Source organism: Ruegeria arenilitoris, assembly GCF_013030985.1.
GTDB lineage: Bacteria > Pseudomonadota > Alphaproteobacteria > Rhodobacterales > Rhodobacteraceae > Ruegeria > Ruegeria arenilitoris_B.
In genome coordinates this window covers 260,396-276,155 of sequence record NZ_WPYP01000004.1, presented here as the reverse complement: position 1 = coordinate 276,155, position 15,760 = coordinate 260,396, and the positions used below count along the sequence as shown (strand labels likewise).

Genomic DNA, 15,760 nt, shown 5'->3' with positions numbered 1-15,760 from the left:
TCTGGCACGGGGTGCGCGGCTCCGGCAACGGCTTAAACACTTTTTCACGCTCTGTCCGGATGCTGGTCATGCAACGGTCCGGGATCACCAAAGATGAGTCTTGCAAACAAACTGGCACAGGAACGGCGCGCCCGGCTGGCGGCCGAGCGTCTTCTGGCGATGAAACAGGCCGAACTTTCGGCAGCCAATCGCAAGCTGGGCCTGCATGCGATGGCGCTGACCAAACGCATCGGCGAAACCCAGGCCGAGGTTGAAACCGTCCGGGATGAGAATGAAAAGGTCAAATCCGACCTGACCGAGGCCAATGCCAAGATCGAAGTGGCCGAGCGCCGGCTTTGGCATTCGATGCAGACCATTCAGGACGGCTTTGCGTTTTTTGACCACCAAGACCGGCTGCTCGGGGCCAATGCGACCTATTTCAGCCTGTTTGACGGGCTGGATGAGGTTGAGCCCGGCATCACATATGCGCGTATCCTCGAGATTCTGACCGATGAGGGGCTGATCGATACCGGGGCAGAGAAGGCGGCGGATTGGCAGGCCAGAATGCTGGAACGCTGGGCACGACCACATCCCGAACCGGTAGTGATCAAGCTGTGGAATGGTGAGTATTTCAAGATGATCGACCAGCGCGGCAATGGCGGCGACGTGGTCAGTCTGGGCCTGAACATCACCGCCTCGGTCCGGCATGAGGCCGAGTTGAACACAGCCCGCGAACGGGCCGAGGCCGCGAACCGGGCCAAATCCGCCTTTCTGGCCAATATGAGCCATGAGATCAGGACGCCGATGAACGGCATTGTCGGGATGACGGAACTGCTGTCGGAAACTCCGCTGGACGAGGAACAGCGCCTGTATCTGAACACCATCCGCAACTCGGGCGAGGCGTTGCTGGTGATCATCAACGACGTGCTGGATTATTCGAAGATCGAAGCTGACAAGCTGATCCTGCACCCCGAACAGTTCGATTTCGAACGCTGTATCCTTGAGGTCGCGATGCTGTTGCAGCCCAGCGTGCGCGACAAGGGACTGTCGTTGCTGGTCGACTATGACCTGTTCCTGCCGACCCTGTTTGTGGGCGACCCCGGCCGCGTGCGGCAGGTGCTGACCAATCTGGTGGGCAACGCGGTCAAGTTCACGTCCGAGGGACATGTATTGATCCGTGTGACCGGGGTGCCGAATTCAGACACGAAAACCTGTGATATCCACGTCGCGATCGAGGATACCGGCATCGGGATCGAGGCCGACAAGATCGGGCATATCTTCGGCGAATTCAATCAGGTCGAAGACGAGAAGAACCGCGAATACGAGGGCACCGGGCTGGGGCTGGCCATCACCAGGCGGCTGGTGACACTGATGGGCGGCACGGTCTGGGTGGAAAGTGAGCCAGGGCAGGGGTCGTGTTTCGGGTTCCGGGTTTCGCTGCCCACGGCCGAAGGCCCGCAACCCTTGCCGCCCGATCTGGCGGATCGCTTGCGCCATGTGATCGTGGTCGAGGATCAGGCCGTGAACCGCGCCATTCTTTCAAAACAGTTGGGGCGGCTGGGGTCTCGGGTCACCGTTTGCGCCTCGGGGGGGGAGGCGCTGGCCGCCGTCGATGACAGCGTCGATCTGCTGCTGTGCGATCACGATCTGCCGGACATGGACGGGCTGGAGCTGGCGACCACTCTCAAGGACAGGGGGTGGGGTGATTTGCCGGTTGTGGTGATGTCGGCCAATCCCGGCGTCATCCACGCCGACCCGGCCCGTCACTTGATCGAAGGGGTGTTGCAGAAGCCCATCCCCCGGGCCGAGCTGTATTCGCGGCTGACCACGCTGGGGCGGATCTCTGCCGGGCCGGATTCGGAACCGGAGGCACCGGAAACCCCGCCTGTGCAGCCCAGCGAACGCCAACGGCAGATGCGCGTGCTGGCGGCCGAGGACAACCGGACCAATCAGTTGATCCTGCAAAAGATGGTCAAAGACCTGAACATCGATCTGCAATTCGCGGGCAACGGGGTTGAGGCAGTGGACAAGCATCAGGACTTCGATCCGGACCTGATTTTCATGGATATCTCGATGCCCAAAATGGATGGCAAACAGGCCACGGCAGAGATTCGGCGGCGCGAGATCGAAACAGGGCGGTATGTGCCGATTGTTGCGCTGACCGCGCATGCCATGGCCGGGGATGATCAGGGTATCCTGTCGGCGGGGCTGGATCACTATCTAACCAAGCCCCTGCAGAAACGGAAAATCCATCAGATGATTCTGGATCACCAGCCCGAGGAAGCCTTGCCCGTCATTGCCGAAGACGCCACCGCCAGCTAGCGTGAGCCCATGTCAAACCGTGGATTTCACCCTCGCGCATTGGGCGAGATTGCCATTCGTTGCGCCGATATGGGCGCGATGGTCGCGTTCTATGAGAACGTGATCGGACTGGAACGCCTGACCGGAGATCACAACAGCGCCATCACATTCTTTCGCATTGCTGAAGGGTTCGGTGGCCACACGCAGGTGCTGGCGCTGTTTCACCATACGGCTGCCCCGCGCCCCGGGCTGCACCCGACCGGTGCCGACAGGCCCGCGACCGGGGTCGGATCGTCGCTGCACCACATCGCGCTGTCCCTGCCGTTTGAGGAACAAGAAGCCGTGATGCGCTGGTACGACGAAATCGACCAGCCCTACCGCGTTGAGCAGTTCGGCTGGATCGGATGGCGTGGCATTTTCACTGAAGACCCCGAGGGCAATACGGTTGAACTGGTTGCCTATGACAGGTCGATGCTGGATCAGGCCTGATAGGGGCGTACAAAGACGGGCTTGTCGTTCTCTGACAGGTCCGGGCGGTATTCATAGCCACCTGTGTCAAAGTCCAGCAGGCCTTTGGGATCGGTCAGGCGGTGCTGGATGATGTAGCGCGCCATCGCACCGCGGGCCTTCTTGGCAAAGAAGCTGACGATCTTGGGGGTGCCCGCCTTGTCTTCCATGAAAACCGGTGTGACCACCCGCAGTTTCAACGCCTTTGGATCGACCGCGCCGAAATATTCCTGACTGGCGCAGTTCACCAGCACGTCCGTGCCGATCTGATCCCCTTGCGCGTTCAGCGCCTTGCTCAGTTGATCGCGCCAGTATTCATACAGGTTCTTGCCGCGCCGGGTTTTCAGCTTGCTGCCCATCTCAAGCCGATAGGCCTGAATCGCGTCCAGAGGGCGCAGCACGCCATAAAGGCCGGACAAAATGCGCAGGTGGTCCTGCGCCCACTCCATTTCATCCCCGTTCAGCGAGGCCGCTTCCAAACCCTGATACGTGTCGCCCGCAAAAGCCAGCGCTGCGGGGCGGGTCACGGCGGCCTCCGGGCTATCGGAAAAGGCGCGATAGCGGTCGCGGTTCAGACGCGCGAGATCATCGCTCAGGTCCATCAGTTTCTTCAGATCGCCCAGCGTCAGATTGCGGGCGGTTTTCGAAAGCCGGATTGCGTCGTCCCGAAAATCGGGCTGTGTGACCTCAATGTCCCGTTCTGCCCAGTCCAGCCGCTTGGCCGGGGAAATCACTACCAGCATATCCGCCCTCGTTCCTTGCCTGTTCCGGGGTATCTAGCCCGCCTGTTGCAGCACGTCCAGAAACGCGGCGCCAAACCTTTCGTGACGGCGATCGCCCAGAACCTGTTCCAGCCCACGTGGATCGTTGGGCCGCAACTGCGCGACCTTGGCCAGTTGCGAGGCCGAGCAGGTCAGCGGTTTGTCGATCCCGTCGGGACCGCGCGACAATTGCGATTGAACCTCAAGCAGTCGGTCGTAAATCTCACCCTGATCGCGCCCGGCCAGCTTGCGGCGGGCGGGGTGTACGGCCTCGACGGCACCGGCAATCACCTCAAGAAAGGTATCGCCATAGCGTTCCAGCTTTTTGGCGCCAACGCCGCCGATGCGGGCCATATCATCCAGCGTTACGGGCCGGTTTTCGGCCATTTCGATCAGGGTGCGATCGGGGAAAATGACATAGGCCGGAACGCGCGCGCTTTCTGCCAACGCGCGGCGTTTGGCCTTGAGCGCGGACAGCAGCGGCGCGTCTTCTTCGGACACCATCATTTTGACGGCGGGACGTCGGGTGGCCTTTCGGATCGTATCCTTGCGCAGGTTGATCTGTGCTTCGCCTTTCAGGATCGGTTTGGCGGCCTCGGTCATGCGCAGGGCACCGTGGCGTTCGGGATCCGGGCGCACCAGATCGTGACCCATCATCTGCCGGAAGATCGCTTGCCATTGCGGGCGCGACCAGTCCTTGCCGATGCCCCAGGTGGACAGGCTGTCATGACGGCGGGCGCGGGTCTTGTCGGTTTCGTTGCCCAGCAGGATGTCGATCAGGTGGCCCGCGCCGAACCATTCCTCGGTGCGCAGGATAGCGGACAGGGCCATGCGGACCGGGGTGGTGCCGTCGAACACCTCGGGCGGGGTGTCGCACAGATCGCATTTACCGCAGGGTTGCGCCTGTTCACCGAAATATCCCAGCAGGGTCTGACGGCGGCACACCAGCGCCTCGGCCAGTCCCAGCAGAGCGTTCAGCCGCGCATGATCGGCCATACGCCGTTCGGGCGGGGCCAGCCCCTCGTCGATCTGAGAGCGGCGCAGGCGGATGTCATCGGGGCCGAAGAGGGTAAGTGTCTCGGCAGGCCCACCGTCGCGACCCGCACGGCCGATCTCCTGATAGTAGGCTTCGATGGATTTGGGCAGGTCAGCGTGGGCAACCCAGCGGATATCGGGTTTGTCGATGCCCATGCCAAAGGCCACGGTGGCCACGACGATCAACCCGTCTTCGCGAGCGAAACGGGTTTCAACGATACGGCGATCTTCGGGATCCATCCCGCCATGATAGTGGCAGGCGGTGTGGCCTTCGGCGCGCAGGGCCTGGGCCAGCACTTCGGTCTTGTTGCGGGTGCCGCAATAGACGATGCCGGACTGGGTTTTGCGGGCGGCGGCGAAGTCGAGAATCTGTTTGCGCGGCCCGTCCTTGGCGGCAAAGGCAAGGTGAATGTTGGGCCGGTCGAAGCCACGCAGGAATTTGCGGGGGGCGGTGCCGTCGAACAGCTTTTCGACGATCTCATCCTGCGTTTCCGCATCTGCCGTGGCGGTAAAGGCCGCTAACGGCACGCCCAACGCGCGCCGCAGCTCTCCGATCCGCAGATAGTCGGGGCGGAAATCATGGCCCCATTGGCTGACGCAATGGGCTTCGTCTACGGCGATCAGGCTGACATTGATCCGCCGCAGCATTCCCAGCGCCGACCCGGCGGCCAGACGTTCCGGCGCCATGTAGAGCAGTTTGAGCCGCCCGGCCTCAAGCGCGTCCCACACGGCCTCGGTTTCTTCGGGGGTGTTGCCCGAGGTCAGTGCACCGGCCTCGACCCCCGCCTCCTGCAGTCCGCGCACTTGATCGCGCATCAAGGCGATCAGTGGGGAAATCACCACCGTTACCCCGTCGCGCAACAGGGCAGGCAGCTGATAACACAGGGATTTACCACCTCCGGTCGGCATGATCGCCAGCACGTTTTCGCCTGCGGTCACGGCATCGACGATCTCTTCCTGACCGGGGCGGAAGTCGTCGAATCCAAAGACATCTCGCAGCATAGGCGCGGCGTCGAACATGTGCGGGGTGGCCCTGTTTTAAGGTTTATCTGCTCTTAAGACAGGACAATCACACACTAAGATTCGGTGAACAAGAGGTCAGACGAAATAGACCATATTGTTGATCAGGATGATCCGCAGCGCGTAGACGCCGACCAGCACCACCAGAGGCGTCAGGTCCAGCCCGCCCATCGCGGGCAGAAAGCGGCGGATCGGGCCATATATAGGCTCCAATATCCGGTTGAGGCCGTACCAGATTTGCGCGACCAGCTGTTGATGCAGGTTGAGCACCTGAAAGTTGATCAGCCAGCTCATGATCACATGGGCCAGAATGATGAACCAGACAATGTCCAGGATCAGCAGCAGAATTTGGATCAGCGACAGCATGGGGCCTCCGGTTAGTACGTTTGACGAGACCTAAGCGCCCCCGCATCAAAGAGCAAGCCCGCGCCAACAGAACGCTTGCGAAACAGGACAAAGGCCCGTCTTATGAACGCAACGATAATCAGGGGCGGTCATGGCAGAGATTTCCAAGCGCAAGCGCATTTGGGGCTGGTGGTTTTTCGACTGGGCAAGTCAGCCCTACCACACACTTCTGGTCACTTTTGTCTTTGGTCCCTATTTCGCCGGGGTTGCGGCGGGGTATTTCTCGGGCACCGGTTTGGATGCCGAGGCTGCAGCGGCGCGGGCGCAGACGGTTTGGGCCAATTGCCTGACCATCACCGGGCTGATCATCGCTTTTGGCGCGCCGCTTTTGGGCGCGATGGCCGACGTGTCCGGGCGGCGCATTCCCTGGATATTCGCCTTTTCGGTGATGTATGCGGTGGGTTCGGCGGCGCTGTGGTTCACGATGCCGGATGGCTCGAACATGTGGCTGATGCTGTCGGCCTTTGGTCTGGGCTTTGTGGGTGCGGAATACGCGCTGATCTTCATCAACTCGCAACTGCCCGATCTGGGTGATGACAACGAGGTCGGAGAGATTTCGGGCTCGGGCTTTGCTTTTGGTTACTTTGGCGGGCTGATCTCGCTGGCGATCATGCTGTTGCTGTTTGTCGAACAGCCCAACGGCAAGACGCTGATCGGGATGGCCCCGATGTTCGGGCTGGACGCCGCCATGCAAGAGGGTACGCGGTTCGTCGGACCCTTCACCGCCGGCTGGTTCGTCCTGTTCATGGTGCCCTATTTCCTGTGGGTGCGTGACGACCCGGACAGCAATAAAACGGGCAGTCTGGGTAAGGCGCTGCGCCTGCTGGGCAAATCGATCTCGGACCTGCGCCATCGGGTCAGTCTGGCGACCTATCTGGGCTCGTCCATGTTCTATCGCGACGCGCTGAACGGGTTGTACAGTTTCGGCGGTGTCTATGCGCGGCTGGTGCTGGAGTGGGGGCTGATCAAGATCGGCATATTCGGGATCGTCAGCGTTCTGGCCTCGGCGATCTTTGCCTGGGTCGGCGGCAAGATGGACAAGAAATACGGCCCTAAACCGGTCATTCTGGTGGCGATCTGGGTGCTGATCTTCGTCTGCATCACCGTGGTGTCGATGGACCGGACGCAGATTTACGGCATCCCGCTGGCTGAAGGATCGGGCCTGCCGGATATGGTGTTCTTCGGCTGCGGCGTGCTGATCGGCGGTATGGGGGGCATTCTGCAATCGGCCAGCCGATCCCTGATGGTGCGCCATACCGATCCCAAGGCCCCGGTCGAAAGCTTTGGTCTTTATGGTCTGTCCGGCCGCGCCACCGCCTTTGCCGCGCCCTTGCTGATCGGGATTGCCACAACTGTCACGGGCAGTGCGCGTCTGGGGGTGTCACCGATCATTCTGTTGTTTATTCTGGGTCTGTTCCTAATGCGCTGGGTGAAACCGGAAGGGGATCAGAGCAGATGATTTTACTACGTTTTTTGGCAATAATCGCCGCGATGACATTGGCAGGAACGGCCGGGGCGCAACCCTTGGCCAAGCAATTGTTCGGAGCGCAAAAGCAAAGTTCACAGCAAAAACCGGCCGCGTTCGGCAGTTATTCGCGCGGATGTGCCGCCGGGTCGGTGCAACTGCCCGAGACCGGGCCGACATGGCAGGCCATGCGCCTGTCGCGCAACCGCAACTGGGGCCACCCCGAGGCGGTCGACTATGTACAGGACCTCAGCCGGTTTGCGGCCAAGCAGCCCGGGTGGAATGGTCTCTATATCGGGGATATCAGCCAGCCGCGGGGCGGGCCGATGACCTCGGGCCATCGGTCGCATCAGATGGGTCTGGACATCGATATCTGGATGCTGCCCGGCGACAACATGCGGCTGTCGCGCAAGGCGCGCGAGAAGCTCTCGTCGATTTCCCTGCGCCGCGCCAACGGGGCCTATGTGAACGGCAACTGGACGAAACAGCACCACGCTGTGCTGCGCGAGGCCGCCAAGGACAAGCGCGTGGCGCGGATATTCGTCTTTCCCGGCGCCAAGGCTCAGATGTGCAAGGATGAGAAAGGCAACCGCGCCTATCTGCGCAAAATCAGGCCGTGGTGGGGGCATCACTATCACTTCCATGTGCGCCTGAAATGCCCCAAGGGTTCGCGCGGCTGCGTCAACCAGGACCCGCCGCCCAAGGGGGATGGCTGTGCCGAGGCGCAGCAATGGGTGCGTAATATCCTCAACCCGCCGCCGCCCGATCCAAACGCGCCGCCGCCCAAGAAACGCCGGGAATATGTTCTGGCCGATTTGCCTCAGCAATGCACAGCCGTTTTGCAATCCAACTGATTGCTGTTCTGCTGGCCGGATCGGTCTGGGCGGTCGAGGTCAAAACGGCCGCCCAGTTGAACAGCTTTGCCTGGCGGCATAAGGCCGAGTGGTTCGGTGGGTTCTCGGCGCTGCATGTCTCGGATAATGGGCGTCAGCTGATCGCGCTCAGCGACCGGGCGGTTCTTGTCCGCGCAACCATCGCGCGGGATGGGGATCAGATCACCGGGCTCCGGATCACCGGGAACTGGCCGGTTCTGTCCAGCACGGGGCAGATTCTGTCAGGCAGCGCGGGGGATTCCGAAGGCATCGCGGTCGCGCCGGATGGCAGCTATTACATCTCATTTGAATGGCTGCATCGCGTGGCCCGCTACACATCCCCCGATGCCAATGCGCGGGTGCTGCCGCGCCCCAAGGCGTTTGAAGACCTGAGCCGGAACGGCTCGTTCGAGGCGCTGGCCATCGACAACCGGGGGCAGCTTTATACCCTGCCCGAGAAAAGCCGCACCCGGCAGGGCGACATCCCCGTCTATCGCTGGGACGGGCAGGGCTGGTCGACGCCCTTTGCGCTGCCGCAGCGGGGCAAGTTCCTGCCCGTATCCGCCGATTTCGGTCCCGATGGCCGGTTCTATGTGCTGGAACGCAGCCTGTCGCTGACCGGGTTCCGTACCCGCCTGCGCCGTTGGCAGATTGTGGGTGACAGGCCTGAGGCCGAAGAAACCCTGTTCACCAGCGGCACCGGCGCACATGACAACCTCGAAGGCCTATCGGTCTGGCGCGACGATCAGGGGCGATTGCGGGCCACGATGATCTCGGACGACAACTTTCTGGCCCTGCAACGCACCGAACTGGTGGAATATCTGCTGCCGGATTGACTCGGGTCCCCCAAAGGTCTAAACGCACGGCTTGCCTTGGGACGGTCCCTTGGCCAAGTCGCCGCTACCTTGTCAAAACGGGCATCTGAACATGCAACGCAGCTTTATTCCCGGCATTCTTGCCATGGCCGCCATTGTTGTGGCCTCGAACATCCTGGTCCAGTTCCTGATCTTTGACGGGCTGCTGACGTGGGGTGCCTTCACCTATCCGCTGGCCTTTCTGGTCACCGACATCATGAACCGCGTCTATGGCGTGGGTCCGGCCCGCAAGGTTGTGTTCGCCGGGTTTGTCACCGGTATCATCTGCTCGCTGATCGGCAGCCAGATCATGCTGCAGGGCGATGGATTCACCTATGCCGCCGTGCCGCTGCGGATTGCCGTGGCCTCGGGCACTGCTTTCCTGATCGCTCAGCTGACCGACGTCACTGTGTTCAATGCGATGCGTGGTGGCCGCTGGTGGCGCGCGCCGCTGGTTTCGACGCTGGTCGGCTCGGCGCTGGACACCGCGCTGTTTTTCACCATCGCGTTTTCGGCATCGGTCACCTTCTTCGGTGCCAACGCAGACGCTGCGATCAACTGGGCGTGGGAGCCCGTGCCGTTCATGCTGTCCGGCCCGATGGCGCCGCTGTGGGTGACGCTGGCATTCGCTGACTGGCTGGTGAAACTGTCGCTGGCGCTGATCGCCTTGATCCCGTTCAAAGTGATTGTTGCGCGCCTGACCGCTCAGCCTGCGTAAAAAAGTGCTTTGAGAATGGCGCATCTTGTGTCAGGCTCAAGGTTAACCGCAACAGATAGAAAAGGAGGTGATCCAGTGTCGAGAAAGAGATTGGAGAGAGGTGTTGGAACAACCGGGGGGATCGCCCGTTAGGGCAGCCCTTGGCGGAGCAGTCGCTCCGGCTGGTCGATTGATCTAACCGACCCGACCTCCTTATACTTTCGAAGGGCCGTCCCGCCGGGGCGGCCCTTTTTGTTTCTGCCCGTGCCGGATAAGGTCCACCCCATGTTGCGCATCACCGACGATATCGCCCTGCAAGACTGGGAAATGACCGAGAGCTTTGTCCGCTCCTCCGGTCCCGGCGGGCAGAACGTGAACAAGGTCTCGACCGCGGTTGAGCTGCGGTTCGAGGCCGCGCGCTCACCGTCGTTGCCGGACCCGGTCAAGAACCGGCTGAAACGGCTGGCCGGGCGGCGCTGGACCAAGGATGGCGCGATTATCATCCAGTGCGAGGAAACCCGCAGTCAGGCCCGCAACCGCGAGATTGCGCGCGCCCGTCTGGCCGAGCTGATCGCCCGCGCGCTGGTCAAACCCAAGCGGCGGATTGCCACCAAACCCACCTATGGCTCGGTCAAGCGGCGGCTGGCGGCGAAAAAGGCGCGCTCGGACGTGAAAGCACTGCGCGGCAAGATCGCGGAAGATTGATCTGGTAGTTTCGCCGCGCCTTGCTAGTCTGATCCCGCAAGGGAGAGCAAGATCATGAGGTTAGAGGGAAAAACCGCAATCGTCACCGGTGGCGCGTCGGGCTTTGGTGCCGGGATCGCGCAGAAATTCCTGTCCGAAGGCGCGCGTGTGATGATTGCCGATGTCAATGGCGACGCGGCCGAGGTTCAGGCCAAGCAACTGGGACCCAACGCGATTGCCCAGATTGTGGACGTGGCGGATGCAGCCTCGGTTCAGGCGATGGCGGATATCGTGCGGGACCGGTTCGGACATCTGGACATTCTGGTGAACAATGCCGGCGTCACCCATATGCCTACACCGCTTGAGGATGTCACCGAGGACGACTTCGACCGTGTCTTCAACGTGAACATGAAGGCTGTCTATCTCACGGCGCGTGCTTTTGTACCCGCGATGAAGGCGCGGGGGGCTGGGGCGATCCTGAATGTCGCCTCAACTGCGGGCCTGTCGCCGCGCCCCAACCTGAACTGGTACAACGCCTCCAAGGGCTGGATGATCACCGCAACCAAGACCATGGCGGTGGAACTGGCCCCGTCTGGCGTGCGGGTGAACGCGATCTGCCCGGTGGCCGGGGAAACGCCGCTGTTGAAATCCTTCATGGGTGAAGACACCCCCGAAATGCGTGCCAAGTTTCTGTCGACCATCCCTCTGGGCCGATTCTCGACCCCCGAAGACATGGCCAACGCGGCCTGTTTCCTGTGCTCGGACGAGGCCAGCATGATTACCGGCGCAGCCTTGGAGGTCGACGGTGGCCGCTGTATCTGAGGTGCATCTATGACCCCCGGTCCCCGGAACCTGATCACCGATGTTCCCGGCCTGCGGGTCGGCAATGCGCAGGACGTAGCGTTGAAATCCGGCACCACCGTCCTGACGGCGGATCAGGCGTTCACAGCCTCGGTCCATGTCATGGGTGGCGCACCGGGGACGCGGGAAACCGATCTGCTGGCGCCGGACAAATCCGTCTCGAAAGTGGACGCGATAACCTTGTCCGGCGGGTCGGCCTTTGGGTTGGATGCCTGCTCGGGCGTGTCGGATGCTTTGCGCGCGCAAGGCCGGGGCTATCCGGTCGGCGACACCGTGGTGCCAATTGTGCCCGGAGCGATCCTGTTCGATCTGCTGAATGGCGGCAATAAGGATTGGGACCAAAACCCGTATCGCGCCCTGGGTCGGGCCGCGTTTGACAGCGCAGGTGAAGATTTCGCGCTGGGCACAGCGGGCGCGGGCACCGGGGCACTGACCTCCCGACACAAGGGTGGGCTGGGCTCTGCGTCGCTGGTGCTGGACAACGGGATCACCGTTGGCGCGTTGGTTGCCGCCAACCCGCTGGGCAGCGTCACCTCGCCCGGAGATCGTCATTTCTGGGCTGCGCCTTTCGAATATGACGGGGAATTCGGCGGACTAGGACCCGATTCCTGTGCCGGGTTGGGTGCACCCGCACCCAGCCTCAAGGCTCAGGCCATGGGGCTGGCCGAACCGGACAAGGGCAACACCACCATTGCCATCGTTGCCACCGATGCTGCGCTGTCGAAACCACAATGCCAGCGGCTGGCGGTGGCTGCGCATGATGGTATTGCCCGGGCGATCCTGCCTGCCCACACGCCGGGTGACGGCGATCTGGTGTTCGGGGTCAGCACCGGTGCGCGCCCGGTCGCGGCTGAAACGGAGTTGGGGCTGATCGGCCATGCGGCCTCGGTCTGCCTTGCGCGGGCCATCGCGCGGGCGATCTACCTGGCGACCCCGGAGGTGGGCGATATTTTGCCGTGTTGGTCCGCGCCACATGACATAAGTTAAGGACTGCCACTATGCCGCAGTGGCACAGTGCTCTCGCGCGGCAATCTGCGCGTTGACTCTTTTCCGCGCCGAAGGTCCATTCGGCGCAGCCAATTTGTATCGGAGCAAAAGCTATGAATCGCATCCTCGCTACCGCAATCGTCGGCCTGCTGGCCGTACCCGTATATGCTGAAGGTGACGCCGAAGCCGGCAAGAAAACCTTCAACAAATGCAAGTCCTGTCACCAAATCGCTACCCCCGATGGCGAGGCAATCGTCAAAGGCGGCAAGACTGGTCCGAACCTTTACGGCATCGCAGGCCGTACCGCAGGCACCGTCGAAGGCTTCAAATACGGTGACAGCATCGTTGCAGCCGGTGAAAACGGTCTGGTCTGGGATGAAGCCACCTTTGTCGAATATGCCCAGGACCCCAAGACATTCCTGAAAACCTATCTGGATGACACTGGTGCCAAGTCCAAGATGACCTTCAAGCTGAAGAAGGGCGGCGAAGACGTCTATGCCTATATCGTCAGTGTTTCAGGCGAATAACGCCTGACGCACCGCATCGCTTAAGGTTACAAAAGGCCGCAGCCCCTGCGGCCTTTCGTGCGCTTGATCACAGGATAGATCAGCGCCACCTTGGGTTTGCGCGAACCGTCATGCCTTGCCCGCATGATTGCGCAAAGCCAAGCCGATCCGGCCTTAGTCACTTTCGAACGTTTGGCCCTTCAGGCAGATCGGCAGCAGGAGACGACAGATGGGAATCATGATCCCGGCCTGGGTTGATGGCGAATTGACCCCCGTGGACAAGCTTGAGGCGCATGAAAAGGGCCTCAGACACAAGGCTGTGTCCGTCTTTGTCGTCCGCGGCACCGAGATTCTGTTGCAGCGCCGGGCGATGGGCAAATACCACACGCCGGGCCTGTGGGCGAATACCTGCTGCACCCATCCCGATTGGGGTGAGACGCCCTCGGAATGCGCCGTGCGTCGCTTGAGTGAGGAACTGGGGATCACGGGCCTGTATCCCGAATACCGTCACCGGCTGGAATATCACGCCGATGTCGGCAACAACATGGTCGAGCATGAGGTGGTCGATGTCTTCCTTGCCCATGTGCGTGGCCCGCTGGAAATCGAGCCTAATCCGGACGAAGTGATGGATATCCGCTGGATCGACTACCACGATCTGCTGGCCGAAGTGCAGCGTCATCCGACGCGGTTTACGCCGTGGCTGAAGATCTATTTGCACAACCATGCCGACACGATTTTCGGTCCCGATCTGATCATCTCGGCCAAGACCTGACGGCAACGGCTTGCAAGGGCCGCCCAAGCCGCCTAAATCAACGCGTCATGGCCAAGCAAAAGCAGAACTCAGACCCGAATTACAAAGTCATCGCCGAAAACCGGCGTGCGCGCTTCGATTACGCGATCGAGGACGATATCGAGTGCGGTATCGTGCTGGAGGGATCCGAGGTCAAATCCCTGCGTGCGGGCGGGTCGAACATCGCCGAAAGCTATGCCTCGGTCGATGACGGAGAGCTGTGGCTGATCAACAGCTATATCGCCCCGTATGAGCAGGCGAAGGTGTTCAAGCATGAAGAACGCCGTCGCCGCAAGCTGCTGGTGTCGCGCAAGGAACTGGCCAACCTGTGGAACGCGACCCAGCGCAAGGGCATGACGCTGGTGCCGCTGGTTCTGTACTTCAATCACAAGGGTCGGGCAAAGCTGAAGATCGGCATCGCCAAGGGTAAAAAGCTGCACGACAAGCGTGAGACTCAGGCCAAACGCGACTGGTCACGTCAGAAACAGCGGCTGATGAAGGATCACAGCTGATCCTTCACCGGTTTCAGAACGCCATCGCAGCTGACACGGCGCGACTCCAGCGGTCATAGGCGGCGTCGCGTTCCTCGGCGGACAGTTCCGGCTCGAACCGGCGATCCAGCGCCCAGGTTTCGGCAAACCCCTGCTGATCCGGGTAAATGCCCGCCCGCATCCCCGCCAGCCAGGCCGCGCCAAGGGCGGTGGTTTCCTGCATGACGGGACGGTCCACTTCGGCGCCCAAGTAGTCCGACAGCCCCTGCATGGCCCAGTCCGAGGCGCTGGCACCTCCGTCCACACGCAGGGTCACGTCCGTCTCGGCCCCCCAGTCGCCCTGCATGGCGTGCCACAGATCGCGGGTTTGATAGGCGATGCTTTCCAACGTGGCCTTGGCGAATTCCGCGCGGCCCGAGTTGCGGGTCAGACCAAACACCGCACCGCGGCAGTCGGGTTTCCAATAGGGTGCGCCGAGGCCGGTGAAGGCAGGTACCAGAACAACGTGCTGATTCGGATCGGCCTGTTGCGCCAGCTCTCCGCTTTCGGGGGCGGTTTCGATGATCTTCAGCGCGTCGCGCAGCCATTGCACGGCGGCCCCGGCAACAAAGATCGAGCCTTCGAGCGCATAGGTCCGCTTGCCGTCCAACTGATAGGCGATCGTCGTCAGCAGGCGGTTTTTCGATTCAACCGGCTGGTCCCCGGTGTTCAGCAGGGCAAAACAGCCGGTGCCATAGGTGGATTTCATCATGCCGGGCTGGAAACAGGCCTGACCGATGGTGGCGGCCTGCTGATCCCCGGCCACGCCCAAAATAGGGATATCGCCCCCTATTAGGGTCGTATTTCCGAAATCAGATGCGCAATCGTGGACCTCGGGCAGCATGGTCATCGGCACATCCAGCAGATCGCAGATTTCCGGGCTCCATTCGCCCTTGTGAATGTCGAACAGCAGGGTGCGGGCGGCGTTGGTGGCGTCGGTGGCGTGGCTGCGCCCCTCGGTCAGACGCCAGATCAGGAAACAGTCGATGGTGCCGAACATCAACTCTCCGGCCTCGGCGCGGTCGCGGGCGCCCGGTACATTGTCCAGCAGCCACTTTACCTTGGTGCCCGAGAAATAAGGGTCCAGCAGCAGACCGGTCTGGGCGGTCACATCATCCTCGCATCCGGCCTGCTTGTAGCGGGCGCAGATCTCGGCGGTGCGGCGGTCCTGCCAGACGATGGCGTTGTGGATCGGTTTTCCGGTGGCGCGATCCCAGACCACGGTGGTTTCGCGTTGGTTGGTGATGCCGATGCCCGCGATCTGGTCGGGGGTGACGCCGGTGCTCTCCATCACCTCGCGGCAGACGCGCAACACGCTTTCCCAGATTTCTTCGGCATCGTGTTCAACCCAGCCTTCCTGCGGGAAATGCTGGGCGAACTCATGCTGCGCAGTGCCTGCGCGCTGCATGTCTGCGTCGAATAAAATGGCCCGCGATGATGTGGTGCCCTGATCAATGGCGAGAATATAGGTCATTCCCCGCGCCCCTCCCGTTTGGTTTTGCGGGA

At 61.7% G+C, this 15,760-nt stretch carries 16 protein-coding genes; 12 read left to right on the top strand and 4 right to left on the bottom strand.

Translation table 11 applies throughout. From position 1 onward, the window contains the following. Positions 1–93: 93 nt before the first annotated feature. Together GOX88_RS11130 and GOX88_RS11125 are read left to right on the top strand one after the other, a co-directional pair. Positions 94–2,301 carry a response regulator gene (locus GOX88_RS11130; RefSeq protein WP_170401299.1) on the top strand — a complete coding sequence of 736 codons (2,208 nt, stop codon included), beginning with the start codon at positions 94–96 and terminating at the stop codon, positions 2,299–2,301. Positions 2,302–2,310: 9 nt separating this feature from the next. Continuing rightward, complete coding sequence (locus tag GOX88_RS11125) at positions 2,311–2,769, top strand: VOC family protein (RefSeq protein WP_170401297.1); 459 nt, start codon at positions 2,311–2,313, stop codon at positions 2,767–2,769. On the opposite strand, the gene yaaA is transcribed toward GOX88_RS11125, so the two are convergent. The 3 genes from yaaA to GOX88_RS11110 form a co-directional block, all read right to left on the bottom strand. Continuing rightward, positions 2,760–3,530: a peroxide stress protein YaaA gene (gene yaaA, locus GOX88_RS11120; RefSeq protein ID WP_170401295.1), complete on the bottom strand. Its 771-nt coding sequence runs from the start codon at positions 3,528–3,530 to the stop codon at positions 2,760–2,762. The genes GOX88_RS11125 and yaaA overlap by 10 nt on opposite strands. Before the next feature lie 33 nt (positions 3,531–3,563). Then, the gene (recQ, locus tag GOX88_RS11115) at positions 3,564–5,603 is read right to left on the bottom strand and encodes a DNA helicase RecQ (RefSeq protein ID WP_170401293.1); all 2,040 of its coding nucleotides are present in this window, start codon (positions 5,601–5,603) and stop codon (positions 3,564–3,566) included. A 78-nt stretch (positions 5,604–5,681) separates the two neighbouring features. Next, the gene (locus GOX88_RS11110; RefSeq protein WP_170329719.1) at positions 5,682–5,969 is read right to left on the bottom strand and encodes a YggT family protein; all 288 of its coding nucleotides are present in this window, start codon (positions 5,967–5,969) and stop codon (positions 5,682–5,684) included. A gap of 130 nt (positions 5,970–6,099) precedes the next feature. Between GOX88_RS11110 and GOX88_RS11105 the strand changes: the two genes are divergently transcribed. From GOX88_RS11105 to smpB, 10 genes are all read left to right on the top strand, one after another. Continuing rightward, complete coding sequence (locus tag GOX88_RS11105) at positions 6,100–7,467, top strand: MFS transporter (protein WP_170401291.1); 1,368 nt, start codon at positions 6,100–6,102, stop codon at positions 7,465–7,467. Further along, positions 7,464–8,327 carry a penicillin-insensitive murein endopeptidase gene (gene mepA / locus GOX88_RS11100; RefSeq protein ID WP_170401289.1) on the top strand — a complete coding sequence of 288 codons (864 nt, stop codon included), beginning with the start codon at positions 7,464–7,466 and terminating at the stop codon, positions 8,325–8,327. Before GOX88_RS11105 ends, mepA begins: the two co-directional genes overlap by 4 nt. Continuing rightward, positions 8,300–9,181, top strand: a complete 882-nt coding sequence (locus GOX88_RS11095) for an esterase-like activity of phytase family protein (protein ID WP_170401287.1) — start codon at positions 8,300–8,302, stop codon at positions 9,179–9,181. The genes mepA and GOX88_RS11095 overlap by 28 nt, the downstream gene beginning before the upstream one ends. 91 nt (positions 9,182–9,272) lie before the next feature. Continuing rightward, the gene (locus GOX88_RS11090; protein WP_170401285.1) at positions 9,273–9,917 is read left to right on the top strand and encodes a queuosine precursor transporter; all 645 of its coding nucleotides are present in this window, start codon (positions 9,273–9,275) and stop codon (positions 9,915–9,917) included. A gap of 264 nt (positions 9,918–10,181) precedes the next feature. Further along, on the top strand, positions 10,182–10,601 hold the full coding sequence (gene arfB, locus GOX88_RS11085; protein ID WP_170401283.1) for an alternative ribosome rescue aminoacyl-tRNA hydrolase ArfB: 420 nt from the start codon (positions 10,182–10,184) through the stop codon (positions 10,599–10,601). Positions 10,602–10,655: 54 nt separating this feature from the next. Continuing rightward, positions 10,656–11,402, top strand: a complete 747-nt coding sequence (locus GOX88_RS11080; protein WP_170401281.1) for an SDR family oxidoreductase — start codon at positions 10,656–10,658, stop codon at positions 11,400–11,402. Positions 11,403–11,411: 9 nt separating this feature from the next. Beyond that, positions 11,412–12,428 carry a P1 family peptidase gene (locus GOX88_RS11075; protein WP_170401279.1) on the top strand — a complete coding sequence of 339 codons (1,017 nt, stop codon included), beginning with the start codon at positions 11,412–11,414 and terminating at the stop codon, positions 12,426–12,428. A 113-nt stretch (positions 12,429–12,541) separates the two neighbouring features. Then, positions 12,542–12,955 (top strand): c-type cytochrome, encoded by a 414-nt coding sequence (locus GOX88_RS11070; protein ID WP_170401277.1) that lies wholly within the window; start codon positions 12,542–12,544, stop codon positions 12,953–12,955. Positions 12,956–13,163: 208 nt separating this feature from the next. Beyond that, a complete protein-coding gene (gene idi / locus GOX88_RS11065) occupies positions 13,164–13,706 on the top strand; it encodes an isopentenyl-diphosphate Delta-isomerase (RefSeq protein WP_170401274.1) in 543 nt (180 codons plus the stop codon). 47 nt (positions 13,707–13,753) lie between these two features. Continuing rightward, the gene (gene smpB / locus GOX88_RS11060) at positions 13,754–14,236 is read left to right on the top strand and encodes an SsrA-binding protein SmpB (protein WP_170326303.1); all 483 of its coding nucleotides are present in this window, start codon (positions 13,754–13,756) and stop codon (positions 14,234–14,236) included. Between the two features lie 13 nt (positions 14,237–14,249). Here the strand turns inward: smpB and glpK are convergent, their stop codons facing one another. Further along, positions 14,250–15,728 carry a glycerol kinase GlpK gene (gene glpK / locus GOX88_RS11055; protein ID WP_170401272.1) on the bottom strand — a complete coding sequence of 493 codons (1,479 nt, stop codon included), beginning with the start codon at positions 15,726–15,728 and terminating at the stop codon, positions 14,250–14,252. Positions 15,729–15,760: the final 32 nt, after the last annotated feature.